Genomic DNA, 20,486 nt, shown 5'->3' with positions numbered 1-20,486 from the left:
CTGGCCCTATCTGCTGAGGGGAGGGTCAACTGTGCGTGCACCACAGCAGGACCTGGACGCAGCTGGGTGAGGCGGTCGCGGTCGCGGTCGCGGTCGGGCTGGGCCGGTTGGAGGTCGGCTCTGCCGAGGGAGTCGGCGCGGGACTGTGCGAGTCAGTGCGGCCGGGTGCGGTCGCACCGCTCGTCGAGTGGGTCGACGGGCCGGCCGACGCGGAGTGTTCCGCGGTGTGGCTTGCCGAGGCCGAGGCCGAGGCCGAGGCCGAGGCCGCGGGCGAACTGGGCGCAGGGTGCTTGGTCGGCGACGCGCTGGGTGATGGACCGGCGGTCTCGGGGTCGGCGTCGTCCGTCGGCGCGGCCTGACTGGCGGAGGGCGAGGTGGCCGGCGCGACCACGCCGTGCGACCCGCCGGACTGCAGCGCCACCGCGCTGACACCGGCGACCGCCAGGCCGACAGCGACGACACCGAGCGCGGCCTGCCACGCCTTCAGCCTGCTCCGCTGGGGCTGGGTCGGGGTGTTGTCGACCTCCTCGGCAGCCAGTCCCTCGGCTATCGCCACGGCGGGCATCGGCACGGTGGGCGCGGGGGCGTCGGGCGCAGGCGCGTCAGACGTGGGAACTGGCGCTTCGGAGGCCTCCGCTTCGGAGGCTGACGCATCGGGGACGGGCGCGTCGGACTCCTGCGTGGCCGGCTCTGGTTGCTGCGCCTCGGGTGTGGCGGCGCCTTCCACGGACTCGACGTCGGCGGAGCTGGGCGAGCCCGCAGCGGCGGGCTTTGCAGGTGGAGTGTCCATGCGATCTTTCCGTAGCTGGCGCGCCACCACATCGGGCTGGTGGTTTGCTTCGATGGCACACGGAACCGTGTGTTCAGGGAGCTTATTGATCAAGCTGTGGAGAAGGCGGACTCGATTGGTGAGACTGCTGAAAAGATCGCACGCACCAGATGTGTCGACTGCTAGCGGTTCAGTTGCACCAGAAGAGGAACTGGGTGCAGGTGGCCGTTGGTGACGGCGTTGGCGTCGGCGTTGGCGTCGGTTTCGGTTTCGGCTTCGATGTCGGTGAGGGCGGGGCCGACGAGGGCGAAGCGGTTCCCGGGTGGGTGCTGGTGCCGCCCGGCCCGGGCGTGGTCGCCGACGGCTGGGCGGCCGGGCTCGAAGCCCCGGGGCTTGCGGACGCGCTGGCGGAGCCGGACGCGGAGTGGGAGGAACTCGGGCGAGTGCTGCCGGCCCGCGGCGCTCCCGCCGTCGGCTGCCCGACCACCTGTACGGAGGTGGCACTCGCGCTCGCTCCGTCCGTCGGCCCGGGCAGCCCCGCGTCGGGAGCGGAGGCCGGAACCGTGGCGCCGTCCGAGTGGCCCGAGGACATCGCCACCGTGCCCAGGCCGCCCCCGGCCACCAGACCGACCACCGACAGCACCAGCGCGCTGCGCCGCCGGCCCGAGCTGCGCCGCTTGCCGCGCCGCCGGTCGACCGCCCGACCTGGCAATACTGGTGCAATTGCGAGCGGCTGCTCGACCTGCCAGGGCTCCTCGAGCGGCGGTTCGAGCAGCGGCCGGACAGGCAATTGGCCATGAGACCGAGTCGGCGGCATGGCTGCCATGGGTGTACCGATAGCGCCGCAACCAGGGCAGGACAGCACGCCGTTGAGATGGCGTCGACAGAACTCGCAGTAGTCCATGCGATCTTTCCGTAGGTGCCGCGTCACCGGATCCAGTGACATCGCGCGGGCGGCGGTACGTACCGTCGCGTGCAGGAGCGTAGGCAGCTCCCTCGCCCGGGCAACAGGCGTGCCCTGTGATGCTTCTGGAGAGATCACGTGGACCTGCCAAGCCCAGGAGCTGTCCGGCCGATCTTGATAGTGAGCCTTCGGATGCTATTCCGGGGACATCCCGCGGTGCGTGCCGCAGGATGGCGCAGTGTGAATCCCGCGCTGCTCGGCCTCGCCGTGAACCCCGCCCTCCCGTCCCACCTGGTCGACCGGCTGATCGACACGGCGGACGAGGAGCTCTGCGCCTGCCGAGAATGTCATCCACGCAGCTCAAGGACATGCTCGGCGGTTGCGGCAGCGCGGCGAGCACGCCGGCGCCCTGCCCTCTGGCCCATCGGATCATGCCGCGCACAGATGTCGCACCGCACAGCTTGGCGCAGGCCGTGAGGCCCAGCAGTATCGGCAGCGGATGGGTGACGAGGTGCTTCGCGCGTGGATCGGGGACCATGCGAATGGCGTCCACCAGCGAAGCGAGCGCTCCCGGGAGGAGCAACTCATCTTCCGTAAGGGTGAGTTCGACCGTGCCGAGGTCGCCGGGAAGGGTGCTGGTGGGACAGAATGGCATGCGGGCACGGTTCCTTTGATCGCGCGGCATCGACTCCACGCGATCAACGAGGGCCGTGCCCTTCGGCTACGCGGGCACAGGGGTTCGACAGTCTCGCATCGTGAGCACGCATCAGCCCTGGGTGAGTGTCGCGAGAGCTGGTGGTTGACTCGCCGATCGAGCGTGATTCGGCCAAGGTTGCTGACGTCGATCACTGAACATTGACGTTGAGTCAGATCAATTTGTACGCTACGTAGCCGCATCGTCACGCGAACTTCTGGAGGAGCGATGGGTCAGCCCTGGGACGCGGATCCCGACGCCGTGCTGACCCGGCGCTTGGGCAAGTCGCCGGCTGAGCTGGGTACGACTGGAGGGCGGGACGGGTGTCCCGACATTTGGGAGCTTGATAATGGCGACATCGCTGTTGTCGGACGCGACCTGACTGCGACTTACAAGGCTCGACTCCCTCAGGACCTGGTTGTCGGCGAGGGGGAGCGCCTCGTGGTCATTCCTCGGATCACCCTCCTCGCCGCGAAGGCGGACCTGCCGGATGCGTGACCCACTCGGCGATGCGCCAGGTGACCGGCTCACTCTCGATGTCTACCGAGATGATTTCCGGAAGCGGGACTTCGCGGTCGACGGCTATGACTCGTGGAAGCTGGAGCGCCGCCAGCATTTCCAGGAGCCTGAGGACGCCAGCTGGCGCGCCTACGTCGAAGGAGACTGTGCGCAGGCGCTGCAGCTGATCGAGGCCAGGCGCGATGACCTGCTCCAGCTCTCCCGCCTGGCCGCTGATCACGAGTGCCGCTTGCTGCGGGTGCGCGTCGTCGAGTTCCCGGTCACCCCCTATCTGGCCTGGGAACTGCAGCTGCTGCGCCTGCGTGCCGAGTGCGGGGAGCTCATCCGCGTCGTCGGCCCTGAGCTGATCGCCCCGTATGAACTGGACGGGCAGCTGCCGGAGCTCATTACCCTGGGCCCGGATACCGTCTACGACATCTCGTACGACGCGGCCGGTCTTGCCGATGGCGCGACGCGCTACACGGATCGCGTGGTCAGGGCGCGGGTCGTGCAGTTCGTCGCCCGCCTGTATGACCAAGGCGAGGACGTCGGCAGTTTCATGGCCCGTGAGGCGGCCAATCTGTCGCCGGCCCGGCTGTCAGCGGAGCGCTGAGAGTGGTGCGGGAGGCACCACAGGGGTCGCCTGGCGATACCAGTTCATCGATGTCGGGGTCGGCCGGGAACGTCGTGCAGGCCCGAGACATACGGGGAACGATCCACTTCCATGCGGCACCGCAGCCTGTCCAGCGCAGTGAGCCTGTTCCGTGGCAGCTGCCCACGGACCTGCGTGGCTTCGTCAACCGGGTAGCGGAGCAGGAAACCATGGACCGCCTGCTGGCCGAGCATCCGCCCGCGGCCCAGGTGCTGGTGATCACCGGCACTGCAGGGGTCGGTAAGACCTCCCTGGCCTTGCACTGGGCGCACGCCGTCCGAAGGCACTTCCCGGACGGGCAGCTGTACGCGAACCTGCACGGCTACGACCCGCAGGCGCCGGTGGCGCCCGCGCAGGTACTCGAGCGCTTCCTGCGGGCCCTGGATGTACCTGCTGCCGCGATTCCCGCCGATCCCGATGCGATGGCGTCGACCTATCGATCTCTGGTAGCGGGCCGCCGGACGCTGATCGTTCTCGACAACGCTTCAAGTGCGGCCCAGGTTCGCCCGCTGTTGCCTGGAGCACCGGGATGTCTGGTCGTGGTGACCAGCCGTCATCGGCTCTCGGGTCTCAGCGTGCGGGAGGGGGCTCGGCACCTGACAGTGGAGGTACTGGCGGAGCATGATGCTGTCGAGCTCCTACGAGCGGTGACGGCCGACTATCGCAGCGGGGACGATCCGGAAGAGCTCGTGCAGCTGGCGCGGCTGTGTGCGCGACTGCCGTTGGCCCTGCGCATCGCGGCCGAACGGGCAGTCGGCCGACCGTGGATGCTGCTGGACCACCTGATCCAGGACCTGCGGGACGAATCCAGCCTGTGGGACGCGCTGTCCAGTGAGGACGAGGAGGAGTCGGAAGCCGTTCGTTCGGTCTTCGCCTGGTCCTATCGCGCCCTGCCCGCCGACGCCGCACGGCTGTTCCGCATGCTCGGACTGCATCCCACCGGCGAGTTCAGCGTCGCGGCTGCCGCAGCCCTCGTCGCCACCGGTCCTCGGCAGGCGCGCCGCCTGTTGGACGGACTCGTCGCGGCCCACATGGTCGACCAGACAGCGCCGGACCGCTACAGGTTCCACGATCTGCTGCGTGCCTACGCCATCGACCAGGCGCGCACCGAGCAGGAGCCACAGGAGAGCGAGCTGGCGGTTCAGCGGGTGTTGGCCTGGTACCTCCACGCGGCGGACGCGGCCCAGGCGAGCATTGCTCCCCACGAGCCGCGGGTACCGTTGGAGCCTCTCGACCCCGGGGTCGAACCCGCGGCCTTCAACGACGAAGCGGCCGCGATGCAGTGGTTCGAGGTGGAGAGCGAGAATCTCGCGGCTGCCACCCGGACTGCAACCACCATGGGCCTGGACAAGTGCGCCTGGCAGCTCGCCATCGTCCTGCGTGCCTTCTACATGATCCGTAATCCGTTTCACGACTGGCTCGCAACCTCGCAGCTGGGTCTGGAGGCTGCCCGGCGCGACGGTGACCGGCACGCGCAGGCGGAGCTGCACGAAAGCCTCGGCATGGCCTATGCCCAGTCCCATCGCCTTGACCAGGCAGCCGAGCAGTATCACGCGGCGCTGACCATCCGTCGAGAGCTTGACGATTCCGTCGGCGAGGCATTGACCCTCAACGGATTCGGCCTGCTACAGCTGCGCCGGCACCAACTGCTGGGCGCGCAGGACGCCCTCGAAAAGGCGCATGCCTTGTTCGAGGATCTTGATGACACCTACTGGGAGCCGCGAACAGCGGTCAACGTCGCCGAGGTCCAGGCGGCGCTCGGTCGACCCGCCGAGGCCGAGCACCTGGTCCACGCCGGCTTGGAGACGTTCCGTGAGAAGGGCGACCGCTGGGCCGAGGGAAACGCGCTGCGGATCCTCAGCCTGATCCAGACCGAAACCGGGCACGAGAGCGAGGCGCTGGACACTGCCCAGAGGGCCGTCGACCTCGCACTGGACCTGAACAGTGCCGTCGCAGAGGGCCACTGGCTGACTCAGCTCGGACACGCCCAACGCGCCGCCGGCCGACCGGCTGATGCTCTCGTCTCCTACCACCGCGCAGCCGTCCTCCAACGGCGCCTCGGGGACCGCAGCCGCGAGGCCCTGGCCTGGGACGGCACCGGACAGGCGTACCTCGAACTCGGCCGCGCGCAGGAAGCGAGCGACTTCCACCGCCGCGCGCTGGCCGTGCACCGTGAGCTCGGTGACCGGTGGCAGCACGCCGCGGCTCTTTGCTGCCTCGGGGAGGCGCTGGACGCCAGTGACGCGTCTGCCGACGTGGAGCAGTACAGACGCGAAGCGCTGACATTGCTCGGCGACTTCACAGACCCGGGCGCACTACGCCTGCGCGAACGCATCACGAACGCGCTGGGCGAAGGCGCCTGAATTTCCCGTCAGCTTGCAGATAGCCAGGCATCCCGCGCTGGCACGGGGACCGACTCCACGATCCACAGCGGACCGTCCTCGCACTCCATCCGCACCCCGTCACCAGGCTCGGTACGGGACTTGAGGACGGATACCCAGCGACCGTTGACAACGGCAAGGGGGCCGGGGACCGGGAACCGCCCGAACCGGAAGGTACGGACGAGATTGTGGACGTCGTGGCGGCTCGCCGACCAGTCGATGACCGCGCTCTGCGGCCCCATCATTCCCTCATAGCTCGCACCTTCCGCGCCCTGCACAGTGCCGATGCAGCCTCTGACAGCCAACTCCAGTGCTTCCGGGAGCAGCTCACGGGAAAGAGCCTGGATCTGCTCGAAGACACTGTCACCATCCAGGTCGCCCGGCAGCCCAATACCTCCGCGCTGGACCAGGATCTTCCCCGTGTCGAAGGACTCGTCCATCCAGTGAACCGTCACACCCGTCTCCGCATCACCATGTCGCACCGCCCAGTGGATAGGCATCGGCCCACGATGGCGCGGCAGCAGCGAGGGATGAACGTTCAGCACACCGAGGCGCGGAACACGCAGGACCTCAGCCGACAGCTTCCAGGGGAACCCGTTGCACACCACCAGGTCCGGCTGGACACCAGCCAACGCACGGGCCAGGCCGGCGAGGCTACGCGGAAGCAACAGGTCCGGGCCCGGCGGCAGCTGCGCCAGGATACTGCCGATCGCTGCTCCCGCCGCGGACGCGGCCTGCCCGCCCGGCCTTTGCGGGGCGGCGTACACGTACGCGACGGGATGATGGCCCGCCGCGACGCAAGGGCCATGGAGGTCGGCGAATCCCTCCGCGCCATAGGACATCAGAACGACCCGCAAGGGATCCGGCACTGTTCCTCCCAGAAGCCAAGTCCGTTGCTGGTGCAGCGTACTTGCTTCGTGGGGTGTTACGTTCGGAAAGACGCCGGATGCCCGTCCGCCAGAAGGAAGCGATGAGCGATTCCCCGTACGTGCCGCGTGTGTTCCCGATTTCCGTCAAGGGCGTTGTGCTGGACGGGGAAGGCAGGGTGCTGCTGCTGAAGAACGAGCGGGAGGAATGGGAGCTGCCAGGGGGAAAGCTGGAGCTGGGGGAGGAGCCTGCGGCCTGCGTGGTGCGGGAGGTTCACGAGGAGAGCGGCTGGGAGATCGGCGCTGGGCCGCTGCTGGATGTGTGGATGTACGAGCCGGTCCCTGGTCGGCATGTCTTCATCGTCACGTACGGCTGCAGGAGGCTCGGCCCGGAGACGGTACCGGCGGTCAGCAACGAGCACAAGGAGGTCGGACTCTTCGCCAGGGATGAGGTAGGCAGCCTCGTGATGCCGCAGGGCTACAAGGATTCGATCTCGCGCTGGTACGCGTATGAGGGCTTGATCTGAGCCCGAACTGGTCTGAAGGGGTCCCTGCATGCCCTGCTCGACCTGGATCGACGACACCGTCGACCTCCTGAGCACCGCCGCCGGCCTCACGTCGAGCACGGGTGCCACCCTCAACGCCGAGGACCCGAAGAGGACGATCAAGCAGCGCGACGCGAAACTCGCCACCCACCGCGCCGCCCTCGAAGCGGGCGCCGACCCCGTCCTCGTCACCGGCGGGATCACCGAAAATCAGGCGACCCGCGCGAAAGCCGAAGTCGCACTCCGCACCGCGCAGTCCGCCCGCCGGGCCCAGCCCACCCGCGACGACATCGCCGCACTCGTCCGAGCCAACACCGACCTCGTCACCGTCCTCACCCGCACCGAGCCGGCGGAACGCGCCGACCTCTACCGGCAGTTGGGACTGGTGCTCACGTACGATTCCGGAAAACAAAAATTGCCCGGTGTCGCCGTACTCCTGGCTGACGGAGGCGTAGCGGTCATCTGGGAAGACGGTGACTTCGATCGCGCTGGTCCCGGCCGTCCCGGTGAGGACTTCGCCTCCCGGTATCCCTGCGATGGGTCGTTCTGGCCTCACACTGACCCCAGCCTCGGCCCTCACATGGCACCCCGGCAGGCCCGTTCTGGCACCAAGAGGATGTGCTTTGGGTGGAGGCATGCTTTATGTTTCACAGGAAAGTTCACGGGGGAGACAGCGGGCGGCGAATGGCACGGGATTACGACAGTCAGTTGCTGGAGTCGGTAGCGGTGCGCCGGCGCAGGTTGCGGGATGCGCTGCTGTTCGGGACGCAGCGGGTGCGGCGGACGGCGGACGAGCGGTTCGGGAAGGTGTTCGCGGGGATCGCGATCACGGCCGTGCTGTGTGCCGGGTGCGTCGGCTGGTCGTTCCTCCAGAGCACGCTGGCGAAGCAGAAGCAGCAGCAGCCAGTTCAGGCGCCGCAGTATCCGGCGGAGCCGTCGCGGTCGCCGGCCTCGTCGGTGCCCCCTTCGCTGTCCCCGTCGAAGGCCCCTGAGCCGGTCCATTCGTAGAGGCTTTGTGGAAAGGGCGTCGGCCCGAGAGGACGCAAAGGTCGCAATGATAGGTTCCTGCAAGTGGTGAGCACAGCAACGACGTCCCCGGCCCGGCTGAGCAGGGTGACCCTGATCGGGGAGCGGCGCCAGGCCGATGTGGTCCTGCCCTCCGACACGGCGATCGGTCTCTTGCTCCCGGACATTCTGCAACTGTTGGACGATCAGGCCGCGTCCCGTCCGACGACCCGCCAGTTGGTGACGTCGGACGGTTCCGCGTTGCCGCAGGACAGCACCCTGGACTCGGCGGGGGTGGCTGACGGCGCCGTCCTGCGTCTGGTCCGGACGCACTTTGCTCCGCCCGCCCCGGTCGTGCACGATGTCGTCGACCTGGTGGCCGACGATCTCGATCTGCGCGCCTGGCGCTGGCGTCCGGCGACCCGCCGGGGCATCGCGGGGGTGGCGACCGTCGCCTTCGCGGTCGCGGCCGCCCTGTTGGCCCGTCACGAGTTCCCCCTGGACGCGTTGGCCGGTGGGCTGGCGGTGGTCGCGCTTGTCCTGGCGTCGGCTGGGGCATTGGTCACCCGGATCGGCCAGGGCAACCGGGGTCTGGCCACCGCGCTGCTGCTCGCCTCCGGCGGGCTCGGCCTCCTCGGCGCTTGGAATGCCGCCGACGCCTTCCACTGGGCGGCGCCGCTGCGGCTGGCCGCCGTAGCCGGCGCGCTGGTCGTCACGGTCGCGATGCTCGGCTTCTTCTCCCCGCTGGGCCGTGGCGGCCTGATCGGTGCGGTGGCCGTCACCGCGATCACCGCCGTGTGGGAGGGCGTTGTCGCCTTCCACACGGATCCAGCCCGGGTGGGCGCCCTCACGGCGGTGTTCTCCATGGTGCTGCTCGGACTGCTGCCGCGGCTCGCTCTGATGGCCTCGGGCCTGACCGCGCTGGACGACCGCCGTTCGAGCGGGGCGTCGGTCAGCCGGCACGAGGTGGGTACGGCGCTGGCCGCGACGCACCTCGGCCTGGCGCTGGCGACGATCGCGACCGCGACCTCGGCCGCAGCCGGGGGCTGGCTGCTGACCATGGCCGTGAAGCCGACGGCATGGACGGTGGTGCTACCGTCGCTCGTCGTGGTGGTGCTGCTGTCGCGGGCGCGGGCGTTCCCGCTGGTCGCCGAGGTGGTGGCGCTGCTGGCCGCCGCCGGGGTGCTGATGGTGCGTCTGGTTGTGCTGTGGAGCGGGCACGGTGGTGGTGCCGGGGCGCTGGCCGTCCTGTGTGTCGCCGCGCTGCTGCCGCTGATCGCGCTGGCCGTGCAGCCGCCGGACCACACGCAGGTGCGGCTGCGGCGGTTGGCCGACCTGGTGGAGTCCATCGGGATGGTGGGACTGTTCCCGCTGGCCGTCGGGGTGTTCGGGGTGTACGGGCAACTGCTCAACAAGTTCTGAGCCGGGCTCAGCCGGTCTCAAGAGTCAACGCAGGCGCTCCGGGCGGGGCGGTAGGTCGGACGTGGAGGGGCAGCGGTAGGCATGTCGAACGGGGAGAACTGGCAGGGGGATGTCCTGCGCGATCTGCGGGCGCAGCTCGACGAGCCCACCTGGAGTGCGGTCCCGCCCGACCCGGTGCTCGCCGCTCCCGTCGAACCGCTGGGCCAGGTGCCCGCCCAGGTCGACGACCGAATCGCGGCGGCCCAGTACCCCGCGGCGGCCCGTGGGGCGTCCCCAGAGCAGCAGCAGGTGACCGCGCGTCGGACGCCCGACTCCCTCCCCACCGTCGAGCGGCGCCTCGCCGCCCTGGGCCGCAAGCCGCGCGGCGGTGAGGCGTTCGCGGCCAAGGTGGCCCGCGCGATCTGGAAGAACGTGTCCTCGTCCGCCTCCCGCGAGGTCGCCGAGATCACGAAGATCGCCGAGGTCCTCCAGCGGCCGGTGACCACCGGCCGCCAGATCGCCGTCACCTCGATCCGCGGCGGCGCCGGCAAGTCGACGGTCGCGGCCCTGCTCGGCACCACGTACGCGCACTACCGCCAGGACCCGGTCCTGTTCGTGGAGGCCGACCCGGCGCTCGGCTCGCTGCCGATCCGGCTCGGCGCCGAGACGGTGCGCTGGACCGCCAGCGACGTCGCCGAGATCGTGAAGCCGCAGATGTCGCTGCTCGACGTCACCGGCTACCTGGTTCAACTGCGGAACAACTCCTGGCTGCTGCCGGGCAGTCAGGGCCAGATCGGCGCGATGCTCGACCCCCGGGGCTATCAGCGGGTGATGGTGGCGCTGCGCCGCTACTTCGGCGTCACCGTCGTCGACTGCCCGACGCTGCCCACCGACCTGGCCCGAGTCGCGCTCTCCGCCGCCCAGGCCCGGGTGCTGGTCACTCCGGCGACCCTGGACGGCGTGGCGAGCACCCAGGCAGTCCTGCAGTGGATGCGAGGCCTGCCCGCGCACGTCATCGTCGGCACAGTGGTCGTGCTCGCCGAACTGACCCCGCACACGGGCCTCGACGTTGAAGCGACGGTGCGCGCCCTGCGCTCCACCGGGACGACCGTCCACGTCCTCCCGTACGACCGCCACCTCGCGGCCGGCGGCGCCATACGCACCGACCTGCTCGCCCGCGCGACCCGGGCGACCGCCACCCAGCTCGCCGCGGACGTCTTCCGGCTCTCCCAGAATCGCCACTGACGATGAGTACCCGACTGATCCACCGCCCGGCCCGGACGGTCCGGCCCCCGGCCACCCCCGAGGCCCGCACCATTGAGGCCCCGCCGAACCTTCCCGAGGGGAAGTCGGGCAACATCGCGATGTCGCTGATGCCGATGGTCGGCCTGATGTCGTCTGTGATCATGATGACGTTCGTCCGCAACAGCCAGTTCGCCGGCCTCGGCGCGATCCTCCTACTCGTCACTGTTGTCGGCTCGGTCGGCATGGCCTTCTCGCAGCGAGGCAAGGCCCAGCGCACCCGCCGCACCCAGCGCGAGGCCTACCTCGCCTACTTGGAGGACCTGCGCGAGCAACTCGCCGTCGAGGAGCGCTCCCGCGCGGACCACGCCGACGTGCTCAACCCGCCGCCGCACGCCCTGTACGACATCGTGCGCGACCCGGCCCGGCTGTGGGAGCGCCGCCGGACCGACGGCGACTTCCTGCAGGTGCGCGTCGGCACCGGCGAGATGCCGGTGCGCGACCTTCGGATCGGCCAGCAGAGCTCGTCCGCGATGACGCCGCCGGACCGCTTCATGCTCAACGAGGCCTCCGCCCTCACCACCCGCTTCCGCACCGGCACCGAACTCCCGCTGACCGTCCCGCTCGACCGGGTCGGCGACATCAGCGTCATCGGGCCGCGCGAGGACTGCCTGCGGGTCGCCCGCGCCCTGCTGATACAGACCACCGCTCTGCACGCGCCCGACGACGTCGCCGTCGCACTGGCCGTGCCGGGCGAACGGCTCACCGACTGGGAGTGGGCCAAGTGGCTGCCGCACCTGCTCGACACCGAGCAGTTCGACGGGCCCGTCGCCGCCCGCCGAATCGCCCCCTCGGTGCCGCAGCTCGCCCGTCAGCTCGGCCTCGAACTGCGCCGCCGCGCCTCCTACGCGGCCGAGATACGCCGCGGCCTGTCCGGCGCGGACGCGCTGTCGATGACGTCCCGACTGCTGGTCGTCTCCGACGGGCACGGCGAGGACGCCGGCGACCTGCCACGCCCCGACGACGCGGTCGGCCTGCGCGAGATGGGCGTCACCGTGCTGCACCTGCTCGAACGGCGGGTCCAGGAACCCGGGCAGATCGGCGTGCGGATCACCGTCGAGGGCGACCAGGTGCTCATCGAGGACTTGCGCCAGGAGCAGCCGATCAGCGCCCACGGCACGGTGGACGAGGTCGGCACCGCCTTCGCCGAGGGCCTGGCCCGGATGCTCGCCCCGCTGCGGCTGTCCGCCGAGTCCCTGGTCGACGCCCCGCTGAGCGGGCCGGTCGACTTCGCCGGCCTGCTGGGCATCGACGACGTCGCCCGCCTCGACCTCGACCGGTTGTGGGCGCCGCGCGGCGAACGCGCCTTCCTGCGGGTGCCGATCGGCATCAGCGACACCCACGAGCCGGTGCTGCTCGACCTGAAGGAGTCCTCCGAGCTGGGCATGGGCCCGCACGGCCTGTGCGTCGGCGCCACCGGCTCCGGCAAGTCCGAACTGCTGCGAACCCTGGTGCTCGCCCTGGTCGCCACCCACCCACCGGAGGACCTCGCGCTGGTCCTCGTCGACTACAAGGGCGGCGCGACCTTCGCCCCGTTCGCGAACCTGCCGCACGTCGCCGGCGTCATCACCAACCTGGAGAACCAGGCCGGCCTGGTCGAGCGCGTCCACGCCTCGCTCGCGGGCGAGGTCAAGCGCCGCCAGCAGGCCCTCAAGGACGCCGGGAACATCGCCGACATCGGATCCTACGCGGTGCTGCGCGCCGAGCGCCGGCCCGACCTGGACCCGCTGCCGCACCTGTTCGTCGTCATCGACGAGTTCGGCGAACTCATCACCGCCAAGCCCGAATTCATCGACCTGTTCCTGTCCATCGGCCGGATCGGCCGCTCCATCGGCGTGCACCTGCTGCTGTCCAGCCAGCGCATCGAGGGTGGCAGCCTGCGAGGCCTGGACACCTACCTGTCCTATCGGCTTGGCCTGCGCACCTTCTCCGCCGACGAGTCCCGGAACGTCCTGGACACCACGGACGCCTTCCACCTCCCTCCGCTGCCCGGCTTCGGCTTCCTCAAGGTCGACACCAGCCACTACGAGCGGTTCAAGGCCAGCTACGTCTCCGGTGCCTACCGCGGCCCGGTCCAGCGCGCCGAGGAGGAGGACGCCGGGCCGCTCGCCCTCGAGTACGGCACCTTCAACTCCCCGGCCGGGCCGGAGAACCAGGACGATCAGGAACCGGCCGCCCGGCGCCGCACCACCGGCCCGACCGAACTCGGCGTCGTCGTCGGCCAGCTGGAGCACGCCGCCGAGCAGGTCCGCCGGATCTGGCTGCCGCCGCTGCCCGTCGCGATCGCCCTCGACACCGTCGCCGGTCCGCTGGACGTCGGTGCGCGCGGCATGCAGCTCACCGGCCGGCGCGGCAGGCTCCAGGTGCCGATCGGCCTGCTCGACGACCCGACCCGGCAGTGGCAGGGCCACTGGTTCCTGGATCTGACCGTCGCCGGCGGCCACGCCGCCGTCATCGGCGGCCCGCAGTCCGGCAAGACCACCCTGCTGCGCACCCTGGTCCTCTCGCTCGCGCTGACCCACACCCCGCGGGAGGTCGGCGTCTACGGCCTCGACCTGGTCGGCGGCGGCCTCCAGGCGCTGGCCGGCCTTCCGCACGTCGGCGGCATCGCGGGCCGCGCCGACCGCGAGCGCGCCGTCCGGACCGTCGAGGAGGTCCGGGCCATGCTCGCCGCCCGTGAGGACCTCTTCCGCGACCACACCATCGACTCCGTCGAGCAACTGCGCACCCTGCACGCCGCGGGCCGGCTGCCGCAGCTCGCCTCGGCCGAGATCGTCCTGGTCATCGACGGCTTCGGCGCGCTGCGCGACGACTTCGAGGACCTGGACGACGCCGTCGCCGACATCCTCAAGCGAGGCGGCGGCTACGGCATCCACGTCGTGGCGGGCATGCTCCGCTGGAACGACGTCCGGATCGCTGTGCAGTCGAACTTCGGCACCCGGGTGGAGCTGCGCCTCAACGACCCCACCGAGTCCAGTATCGAGCGCAAGCTCGCCCAGACCCTCTCGCCCGACGAGCCCGGCCGCGTCCTGACCGACGGCAGACTCTTCGCCCAGGTCGCGCTGCCCCGGCTGGACGGCCTCGCCGACAACGCCGAACTCGGCGCCGTGCTGGAGCGCACCGCCCGGACGGTCCGCGCCACCTGGAGCGGCGAAGTGGCGCAGCCGGTGCGGGTGTTGCCGCAGGTCCTGGAGCCGCACCTGCTGCCGGGGCCGGTCGCCGAGCCCAAGCGGGTGCCGATCGGGCTGGACCAGACGGCGCTGGCGCCCGTCCTGCTCGACCTCTTCGCCCACGACCAGCATCTGCTGGTGATGGGCGACAGCGAGTGCGGCAAGTCGAACCTGCTGAAGACGATCGCCGGCGGGTTGATCGAGCGCCACGGCGACGACGAGCTGGTCTTCGCCGTCATGGACCCGCGGCGCAGCCTGCGTGGGGTGATCCCCGAGGAGTACAACGGCGGCTACGCCTACAACGCCCGGATGTGCGCGGGCCTCGCCGCCGCCGTCTGCGGCGAGCTGGAGCGGCGCCTGCCCGACGAGAACGCGCCGCTGGAGGACCTGGAGCCCGGCCGCTGGAGGGGCGGCGGCCCGCGGATCGTCGTGCTCGTCGACGACTACGACGTGCTCACCACCGCCGGGCAGGTCCCGCTCGCGCCGTTCCTGCCCTACCTCCCCTCGGCGGCGGACATCGGCCTGCACTTCGTCCTGACCCGCCGGGTCGCGGGCGCCTCACGCGGCATGTACGAGCCACTCGTCCAGGGCCTGCGCGAGTCGGGGGCCACGGCGGTGCTGATGGCGGGCGACCGTGGCGAGGGCCAGCTGTTCCCCGGCGTGTACGCCTCCCAACAGCCTGCGGGGCGTGGTGTGCTCATCCGCCGCGGCCAGGCGAGCCGCCTGATCCAGACCGTCTACACGCCCGAGTAGCGAGACTCAACGTCAACGACCCGAAGGACCTCACGACCACATGACCAAGGACGTCATAGCCCTCACCGCGCGGATGCCCGACGCCTGGGTGGTGCTCGCCGGCCTGCTCTCCGGTGGCCCCGACAAGCTCCTGGACGCGACGGGCGAGGGCGCGGTCGTCCGACTCCTCGACGAGCAGGGTCGGCCCCTGGTCTCGGTCGAGGCACCGCTGCTGGTGCAGGTTCCCGGCGAGGCGGAGCGGCTGCTCGGGGCGACCCCGCCGCGCGTCCCGTACTGGTGGACCGAGGCCCGCGCCTCCACCGGCGTCCCCGACGCCGAGAAGCTCGCCGGGACCTTCGCGGCCCGAGTCGCCGACCTGGCCGAGGGCACCGTCTGGCCGCCGCAGGCCGCGCGGTCGATCGCCGTCGTGCAGACCTCCGGGATCAGCGCCGCGCCCACGCCCGCCGCCGCGCAGCCCGCCGTCGACGTGCTGACCGAGAAGGTCGCCGTGGTCATCATGGACCGCCCGGTGGTCGCCATGACGTCCTGGCTCTCCGACGCCTTCCGGGCCGCCGCCGCCTCCAACCGCGGCCTGCAGATCGTCAGCCCGGCCGCAACGACGCTCTCTCCTGCGGTGCGGGCGCACCTGCCGGGCTGGCCGTCGCGCTGGGTCGTGCAGGACGAGCGGGACGGCTACTTCGACGGGATCTCGGGCGCGGTGCTGCGCTGGCAGGAGGGCATGTTCGCCACGGTGATCCCGGCGGACGCGACGGTGCAGGACCCGCGCACTCCGGTGTCCGCCTCGTTCAGGGATGTCTCGGCCACTGGCGAACGGCAGCTGGCCGTCACCTTCCGTACCGTCCACCCCGCGGACGACCGGCTTGTCCTCGGCGGCGCCCTGGAGACGGTCTGGCGCGAACTCACCGGCGAGCCGCCGGCGGGCTGGGGTACCGCCGAACCCGCCAACCTGCCCTGGTCGCCCGGCCGGTTGACCGACCTGGCGTACTCCCGGGCACCCGAGCCGACCTGGTTCGTGGTGGTCGGCAGCCCCGAGCGCCCCGGCCTGGCCACGCTGAAGGTGACCCGCACCGAGGCGGGTGTCGAGGAGGACGTGACCCTGGCCTTCGGCTACGGGGCTGACGAGGAGGTGCCGTTGGATGTCCTGCCGAGGATGGCCGAGGCGCTGGCGACCCGTCACCGTCTCCAGTCGATGCTGCTGCAACTTCGCCGGGCCCGCCGTGACCTTGCGGTGCCTCCTCGTCTCGAAGGGCCGGGTGTGCCGTTGGCGTTCGTGCTGGGTGCGGAGGAGGTCCGGGCGATGCCGGACGACCGCGCCCGCCGGACGCCGTTGTCGGAGCCTGCTGTCAGACTGGGTCCGAAGGCGAGGCCGGCCTTCTACTACCGGTTCCCGGGGGATCCGTCGGACCTGTCGGGGTGGACGGACTTCGAGCGCCTGATGCGGCATCTGAAGGATGCGTGAGGGTCTTGTCGATGTGTCACGCCTTCGTCACACCCTGGTGATTCTGGCTTGCGTCGGGGATATAGGTTGATTGAAATAGACATACGTACGGTTAGTCGGGCGAACGGGGGAGCGGTATGAAGTTCGACATGGGGGCTCAGGCGCTGCAGACGCTGATGTCGGGGTCGCGGGATTCCAGTGGCGATCTGGGCGCGCTGGTCAAGCAGTTGGTGGCGGCCGCGGAGCCGCTGGAGGGCAAGTTCAACGGCCAGGGCAAGATCGCCTTCGACTCGTTCAAGTCGCGGGCGGACGAGATCGCGGGCGAGCTGAACTCGTCGCTGTCGGCGATCCTGGGCGGTCAGTCGGGCATGGAGCAGGCCTTCGGCACGGGTGACCAGGAGCAGGGCCAGAACGCGAAGACGCAGATGTCGCAGGCGAACTTCGACGCGGCCCGCTTCGGCGCCCGCTGACCTGCGCCTTCGCAGGCCTGGGCTTTGGGCGACCTTCATTTCGGGCTTTTCAACGGGGAGTGTGATCTGTCATGACCGGTGGTACGGACCGTCGTTCCTACGACCAGGGCGCGTCGGCGGAGGCGCAGAGCAACATCCAGGTGGTCATCGGCCGTCTGGAGCAGGTGATGGCCGCGCGCGATGCGCAGGTCAAGGCCGTCATGTCGAACTTCCAGGCGGATGGCGTCTCGGACGCGTATCACGGCAAGGAGCTGCGCTGGCAGAGCGCGTCGGGTGAGGTGAAGAACATCATCCACCTGCTGCGCACGACGTTGGAGCAGAACGACGGCACCGCGCAGCAGACGCTGGCGCGTGCGAAGTCCGCGGTCGACAACATCGGCTGAGCGGCCGGTAGGCACTGGCGACAACGGGGGAGCTGGAGATGGCGGGTTCGAGTGGTTGGGACATCCAGCCGCAGGGCGTGCAGGGGCAGTTGAAGATCGTCGGCGGGCATGCGGATGATCTGTCGACGGCGCTGAACACACTGGTGTCGGATATGCAGGCGGCGGCCCAGGCGGCGGGGACCGCGGTGCCGGGTTCGCAGGCGACGGTGAACATCCAGGGTCCGGTGCCGGTGGGAGCCGCGCCTTTGTCGCACGGTGCGCTGGGTCCGGTGGCGGCGGCGTTGTCGCAGTATCTGGAAGGTCGTCAGGGGGAGTTGAAGTCGATGGCCGAGCGGATCGAGGCGTGTCTGACGGGTGCGGTGAAGGCGACCAACGCCTACCTCGACGGTGACCTGACGGCGGCGAAGAACGCGCAGGACGCGGCGAAGAGCGTGAACCTTCAGGCGTTGGGGATCCAGCCGGAGGCCGCGAAGTGAGCAACGATCCGGTCAATCCGGCGGAGGTGCCGGTCTTCACCGGCCACCTGGCGACGCTGGATGTGAAGGTCAAGTCGATCTCGACGGACGGGGCGGCGATCGCCACCGCGGCCGGGGACGTCCACTCCAGTTTCGGCGGTCTCTCGGCGTTCTACCAGGCGCCCGAGGCGGACCAGTTGTTCGCGACCACGAAGCCGGTCTCCGACCTCGGCCTGAAGCTGAGCGGCGACATCTGCACCATCGCCGGCGCTCTGGGCACCTACTCCAGGGACGCCGCTCCGCTGGTCAAGAGGCTTGATGACCTGAAGCGTGAGGCGGAAGCGTTCCAGGCCAAGGCCGACAGTGACCACAAGTGGCGCGAGGACGGCGGGAAGGTCAACGAGAACAACAATCGGCGCAATGAGATCGCCGATGTCTGGACGCAGTTCCAGGCGGTCGAGCGGACCGCCTACGCCACCATCGTGGCGCTGGTCGGCGGGAAGCCGCTGAAGGTCAACGACGGTTCCAACGGCGCGGACATGTACGGCTATGACGCGAAGGCGCTCAAGGATTCGCAGCACCTGCCGTGGGGTGACGCGGTCGACAAGTCGGTTCCGTGGTGGAAGGTGTGGGACCACGCCTACGACTTCGGCAAGGGTGTGATCGTCGACGGTGTGTGGGGGACGATCAAGGGTCTGGGCACGCTGGTGGGCGTGAATGGCTGGGGCGCGGCGGGGCAGGCCTGGACGGGTCTGGCGAAGCTTGCGACGGGTCTGGCCATCACCACTATCCCCGGGGTGGGGCCGCTGTTCTTCATGGTCCCCGACAAGCAGTTGCCTTCCTGGTTGCGTGATTCGCGTACCGCGATGAAGGAGACGGGTAAGGCGTTGTTGGCGTGGGACGAGTGGGGTCACAACCCGTCCCGGGCCGCGGGCGCGGTCACGTTCAATGTGCTGACCACGATTTTCACCGGCGGTGAGGCAGGGGGTGTGGAGGGCGCGGGCAAGGCGGGTGCGGTCGCGAAGACGTTGTCGGTGGCGGGCAAGGTCGGCAGGGCCATCGACCCGATGACGTATGTGTTCAAGGGTGCGGGTTTCGGGATCTCGAAGGTCAGCGATGTGATGTCGGGCCTGAAGGGCATCACCGACGTCAAGATCCCGGAGATCAACGTCGACGGCGCGTTCGCGTTGCCCGAGGGTGCGGTCCACCTCCCGGACGGGGGGATCAGGCTCCCCGAGGGCGCGGCGATTCCCGAGGGCGCGATCAGGACTGCCGACGGCGGCATCAAGGTGCCGGAGGGTACTGTCGAACTGCCGCCCGGTACGGTCAAGTTGGATTTGGGTGGCAGGACGGAGTTCCTGGATCCGCACGGCAACGTCTACGACCACAACGGCAACGTCCTGCAGCGCGGGACCCAGGCCCCGCACGACGGCGCCAACCTCCCGACCGGCGACCACCCCCCGGTCAAGCTCGACACACCCGTCAAGGTCCGCACCCCCGAACTCGTCGGCGTCGGCGCCCGCGACGGCGATCGGGCCGTCCACCTCGGCTCCGACCTCTCCCACCCCCACGACATCCCCGGCCACACCCCCGGCGGCCATGCCCCGGACCACACCCCCGGCGGCCACGCCCCCGAGGGCCCCCGCAACGACCTCAACACCCCCCGCACCGGACACGACACCCCGACCACGGGCGGCCACGACCACCCGACCACAGCCGGCCACGACGGTGGCTCGACAGGTGGGCACAACCACCCGGGCACTGGCGGCCACGACACCGGCTCGACGGGCGGACACGATCACCCTGGTACTGGTGGGCACGATGCAGGCTCTATCGGAGGCCACGACGGCCAGCCGGGCCCCAACAGCGCGGAGCGCGCCGCGCAGCACGCTGAGTACGAGGCCGCCCGCGAGAAGCCGGCCGACGAGCGCACCCCCGCCGAACGGGCCGCCATCACCCGCGAACACGTCCGACTGGCCAACGACGATCCGGCCTGGCGCGCGGAGCACTACGATGCGACCTTCCGCCGTCTCCGCTCTCGAAAGCTTGTCGACGGCCAGATTCTGCCGAAGCTCACCAAGGATCCCCTCGGCGGTTGGATGAACGCCGACCATCTGCCGTTCGCATCTGCGGAGAAGTTCGAGCACGACAGCCTGGTGAGGGGGCGGGACACGGCTCACCCTAATGACCTCCCACATCTCGACGACGTTTCGGCCAAGCGTTCGGCCGGCATGGCTCTGACGGCCGCCGACAAGGCTTTCAAGGACAATGAGACGGCTGAGCTCGCCCGAAGGCTCGCTGATGCGCAAGAGCACTTCGACAAAACGGTCGGTGTGGGAGTCTCGAACAACTCCAAGCTCGGCGAGGCGCTCGGCGAGGAGGCCGCACGCCGGCACATGCTCCTTCAGCCGGAATTCGAGGGAGCCAAGGAGATCACCGACCTCCCCGAGACGGCCAACGGTTCGAAGCGGTTCGACCAACTCTGGCGCGACAAGGACGGGCACCTGATAATCGTCGAGGCGAAGGGCCCTAAGGCGACGCTGGACTGGCGCCTGGGCAACGGTCCTGAGGACCAGATGACGAAGGTTAAGCAGGGAACCCTCGAGTATGTCAGGACAATCGCTGCCGATATGGACGATCGGGCTCTGGTCACGCCCAAGGATGGCGAGTATGCGGAGGAGATTCGGAAGGCGATCGAGGACGGTACTCTGCGATATGTTCTCGTCCAGGCTATAGAGAACAACGGTGAGTATGCTGGGGCCGAGCTCAGCTACCTCAAAATCTTCTAAGGAGAAGCGCA

General features: G+C 69.8%; 17 protein-coding genes. 15 read left to right on the top strand and 2 right to left on the bottom strand.

All coding sequences use genetic code 11. The annotated features are described in order from the left end of the window. Nucleotides 1-25 precede the first annotated feature (25 nt). Nucleotides 26-790 (bottom strand): hypothetical protein, encoded by a 765-nt coding sequence (locus P3T34_RS07255; RefSeq protein ID WP_280665157.1) that lies wholly within the window; start codon nucleotides 788-790, stop codon nucleotides 26-28. A gap of 200 nt (nucleotides 791-990) precedes the next feature. On the opposite strand from P3T34_RS07255, the gene P3T34_RS07250 reads away from it, so the two are divergent. From P3T34_RS07250 to P3T34_RS07235, 4 genes are all read left to right on the top strand, one after another. Next, complete coding sequence (locus tag P3T34_RS07250) at nucleotides 991-1,569, top strand: hypothetical protein (protein WP_280665156.1); 579 nt, start codon at nucleotides 991-993, stop codon at nucleotides 1,567-1,569. Between the two features lie 1,026 nt (nucleotides 1,570-2,595). Then, nucleotides 2,596-2,865: a hypothetical protein gene (locus tag P3T34_RS07245; protein ID WP_280665155.1), complete on the top strand. Its 270-nt coding sequence runs from the start codon at nucleotides 2,596-2,598 to the stop codon at nucleotides 2,863-2,865. Then, nucleotides 2,858-3,478 carry a DUF6879 family protein gene (locus P3T34_RS07240; RefSeq protein ID WP_280665154.1) on the top strand — a complete coding sequence of 207 codons (621 nt, stop codon included), beginning with the start codon at nucleotides 2,858-2,860 and terminating at the stop codon, nucleotides 3,476-3,478. The genes P3T34_RS07245 and P3T34_RS07240 overlap by 8 nt, the downstream gene beginning before the upstream one ends. Nucleotides 3,479-3,687: 209 nt before the next feature. Then, nucleotides 3,688-5,880, top strand: a complete 2,193-nt coding sequence (locus tag P3T34_RS07235; RefSeq protein ID WP_280665153.1) for a tetratricopeptide repeat protein — start codon at nucleotides 3,688-3,690, stop codon at nucleotides 5,878-5,880. An 8-nt stretch (nucleotides 5,881-5,888) separates the two neighbouring features. Here P3T34_RS07235 and P3T34_RS07230 read toward each other — a convergent pair whose 3' ends face one another. Beyond that, a complete protein-coding gene (locus P3T34_RS07230; RefSeq protein ID WP_280665152.1) occupies nucleotides 5,889-6,755 on the bottom strand; it encodes a formyltransferase family protein in 867 nt (288 codons plus the stop codon). A gap of 89 nt (nucleotides 6,756-6,844) precedes the next feature. Between P3T34_RS07230 and P3T34_RS07225 the strand changes: the two genes are divergently transcribed. The 11 genes from P3T34_RS07225 to P3T34_RS07175 all read left to right on the top strand — a co-directional run bounded on the left by P3T34_RS07225 (nucleotide 6,845) and on the right by P3T34_RS07175 (nucleotide 20,475). Next, nucleotides 6,845-7,291 carry an NUDIX hydrolase gene (locus P3T34_RS07225; RefSeq protein ID WP_280665151.1) on the top strand — a complete coding sequence of 149 codons (447 nt, stop codon included), beginning with the start codon at nucleotides 6,845-6,847 and terminating at the stop codon, nucleotides 7,289-7,291. Nucleotides 7,292-7,319: 28 nt separating this feature from the next. Further along, on the top strand, nucleotides 7,320-8,033 hold the full coding sequence (locus tag P3T34_RS07220) for a hypothetical protein (protein WP_280665150.1): 714 nt from the start codon (nucleotides 7,320-7,322) through the stop codon (nucleotides 8,031-8,033). Beyond that, nucleotides 7,994-8,317: a hypothetical protein gene (locus tag P3T34_RS07215; RefSeq protein WP_280665149.1), complete on the top strand. Its 324-nt coding sequence runs from the start codon at nucleotides 7,994-7,996 to the stop codon at nucleotides 8,315-8,317. The genes P3T34_RS07220 and P3T34_RS07215 overlap by 40 nt, the downstream gene beginning before the upstream one ends. 63 nt (nucleotides 8,318-8,380) lie before the next feature. After that, the gene (gene eccD, locus P3T34_RS07210) at nucleotides 8,381-9,736 is read left to right on the top strand and encodes a type VII secretion integral membrane protein EccD (protein WP_280665148.1); all 1,356 of its coding nucleotides are present in this window, start codon (nucleotides 8,381-8,383) and stop codon (nucleotides 9,734-9,736) included. A gap of 81 nt (nucleotides 9,737-9,817) precedes the next feature. Further along, nucleotides 9,818-10,960, top strand: a complete 1,143-nt coding sequence (locus tag P3T34_RS07205; RefSeq protein ID WP_280665147.1) for a MinD/ParA family protein — start codon at nucleotides 9,818-9,820, stop codon at nucleotides 10,958-10,960. 2 nt (nucleotides 10,961-10,962) lie between these two features. Continuing rightward, nucleotides 10,963-14,940, top strand: a complete 3,978-nt coding sequence (gene eccCa, locus P3T34_RS07200; RefSeq protein ID WP_280665146.1) for a type VII secretion protein EccCa — start codon at nucleotides 10,963-10,965, stop codon at nucleotides 14,938-14,940. Nucleotides 14,941-14,980: 40 nt separating this feature from the next. Beyond that, entirely contained in the window at nucleotides 14,981-16,399 is a 1,419-nt protein-coding gene (locus P3T34_RS07195) for a DUF6177 family protein (protein WP_280665145.1), read from the top strand. Between the two features lie 116 nt (nucleotides 16,400-16,515). Then, nucleotides 16,516-16,848 carry a hypothetical protein gene (locus tag P3T34_RS07190; RefSeq protein ID WP_280665106.1) on the top strand — a complete coding sequence of 111 codons (333 nt, stop codon included), beginning with the start codon at nucleotides 16,516-16,518 and terminating at the stop codon, nucleotides 16,846-16,848. Between the two features lie 71 nt (nucleotides 16,849-16,919). After that, nucleotides 16,920-17,231, top strand: a complete 312-nt coding sequence (locus tag P3T34_RS07185; protein ID WP_280665105.1) for a pore-forming ESAT-6 family protein — start codon at nucleotides 16,920-16,922, stop codon at nucleotides 17,229-17,231. 38 nt (nucleotides 17,232-17,269) lie between these two features. Then, complete coding sequence (locus P3T34_RS07180) at nucleotides 17,270-17,707, top strand: DUF6507 family protein (protein WP_280665144.1); 438 nt, start codon at nucleotides 17,270-17,272, stop codon at nucleotides 17,705-17,707. Further along, nucleotides 17,704-20,475 (top strand): hypothetical protein, encoded by a 2,772-nt coding sequence (locus P3T34_RS07175; protein WP_280665143.1) that lies wholly within the window; start codon nucleotides 17,704-17,706, stop codon nucleotides 20,473-20,475. The genes P3T34_RS07180 and P3T34_RS07175 overlap by 4 nt, the downstream gene beginning before the upstream one ends. Nucleotides 20,476-20,486 lie beyond the last annotated feature (11 nt).

The sequence above is a fragment of the Kitasatospora sp. MAP12-44 genome, assembly GCF_029892095.1.
Lineage (GTDB): Bacteria > Actinomycetota > Actinomycetes > Streptomycetales > Streptomycetaceae > Kitasatospora.
This window is presented reverse-complemented; position numbering and strand designations above follow the sequence as displayed.

Excerpts from the sequence above, each read along its gene's own strand:
- P3T34_RS07220 (WP_280665150.1), top strand. The coding sequence starts at position 7,320 with ATGCCCTGCTCGACCTGGATCGACGACACCGTCGACCTCCTGAGCACC.
- P3T34_RS07215 (WP_280665149.1), top strand. The coding sequence starts at position 7,994 with ATGGCACGGGATTACGACAGTCAGTTGCTGGAGTCGGTAGCGGTGCGC.
- P3T34_RS07235 (WP_280665153.1), top strand. The coding sequence starts at position 3,688 with ATGGACCGCCTGCTGGCCGAGCATCCGCCCGCGGCCCAGGTGCTGGTG.
- P3T34_RS07195 (WP_280665145.1), top strand. The coding sequence starts at position 14,981 with ATGACCAAGGACGTCATAGCCCTCACCGCGCGGATGCCCGACGCCTGG.
- P3T34_RS07225 (WP_280665151.1), top strand. The coding sequence starts at position 6,845 with ATGCCCGTCCGCCAGAAGGAAGCGATGAGCGATTCCCCGTACGTGCCG.
- P3T34_RS07190 (WP_280665106.1), top strand. The coding sequence starts at position 16,516 with ATGAAGTTCGACATGGGGGCTCAGGCGCTGCAGACGCTGATGTCGGGG.
- P3T34_RS07185 (WP_280665105.1), top strand. The coding sequence starts at position 16,920 with ATGACCGGTGGTACGGACCGTCGTTCCTACGACCAGGGCGCGTCGGCG.
- P3T34_RS07255 (WP_280665157.1), bottom strand. The coding sequence starts at position 790 with ATGGACACTCCACCTGCAAAGCCCGCCGCTGCGGGCTCGCCCAGCTCC.
- eccCa (WP_280665146.1), top strand. The coding sequence starts at position 10,963 with ATGAGTACCCGACTGATCCACCGCCCGGCCCGGACGGTCCGGCCCCCG.
- P3T34_RS07205 (WP_280665147.1), top strand. The coding sequence starts at position 9,818 with ATGTCGAACGGGGAGAACTGGCAGGGGGATGTCCTGCGCGATCTGCGG.
- P3T34_RS07245 (WP_280665155.1), top strand. The coding sequence starts at position 2,596 with ATGGGTCAGCCCTGGGACGCGGATCCCGACGCCGTGCTGACCCGGCGC.
- P3T34_RS07240 (WP_280665154.1), top strand. The coding sequence starts at position 2,858 with ATGCGTGACCCACTCGGCGATGCGCCAGGTGACCGGCTCACTCTCGAT.
- P3T34_RS07180 (WP_280665144.1), top strand. The coding sequence starts at position 17,270 with ATGGCGGGTTCGAGTGGTTGGGACATCCAGCCGCAGGGCGTGCAGGGG.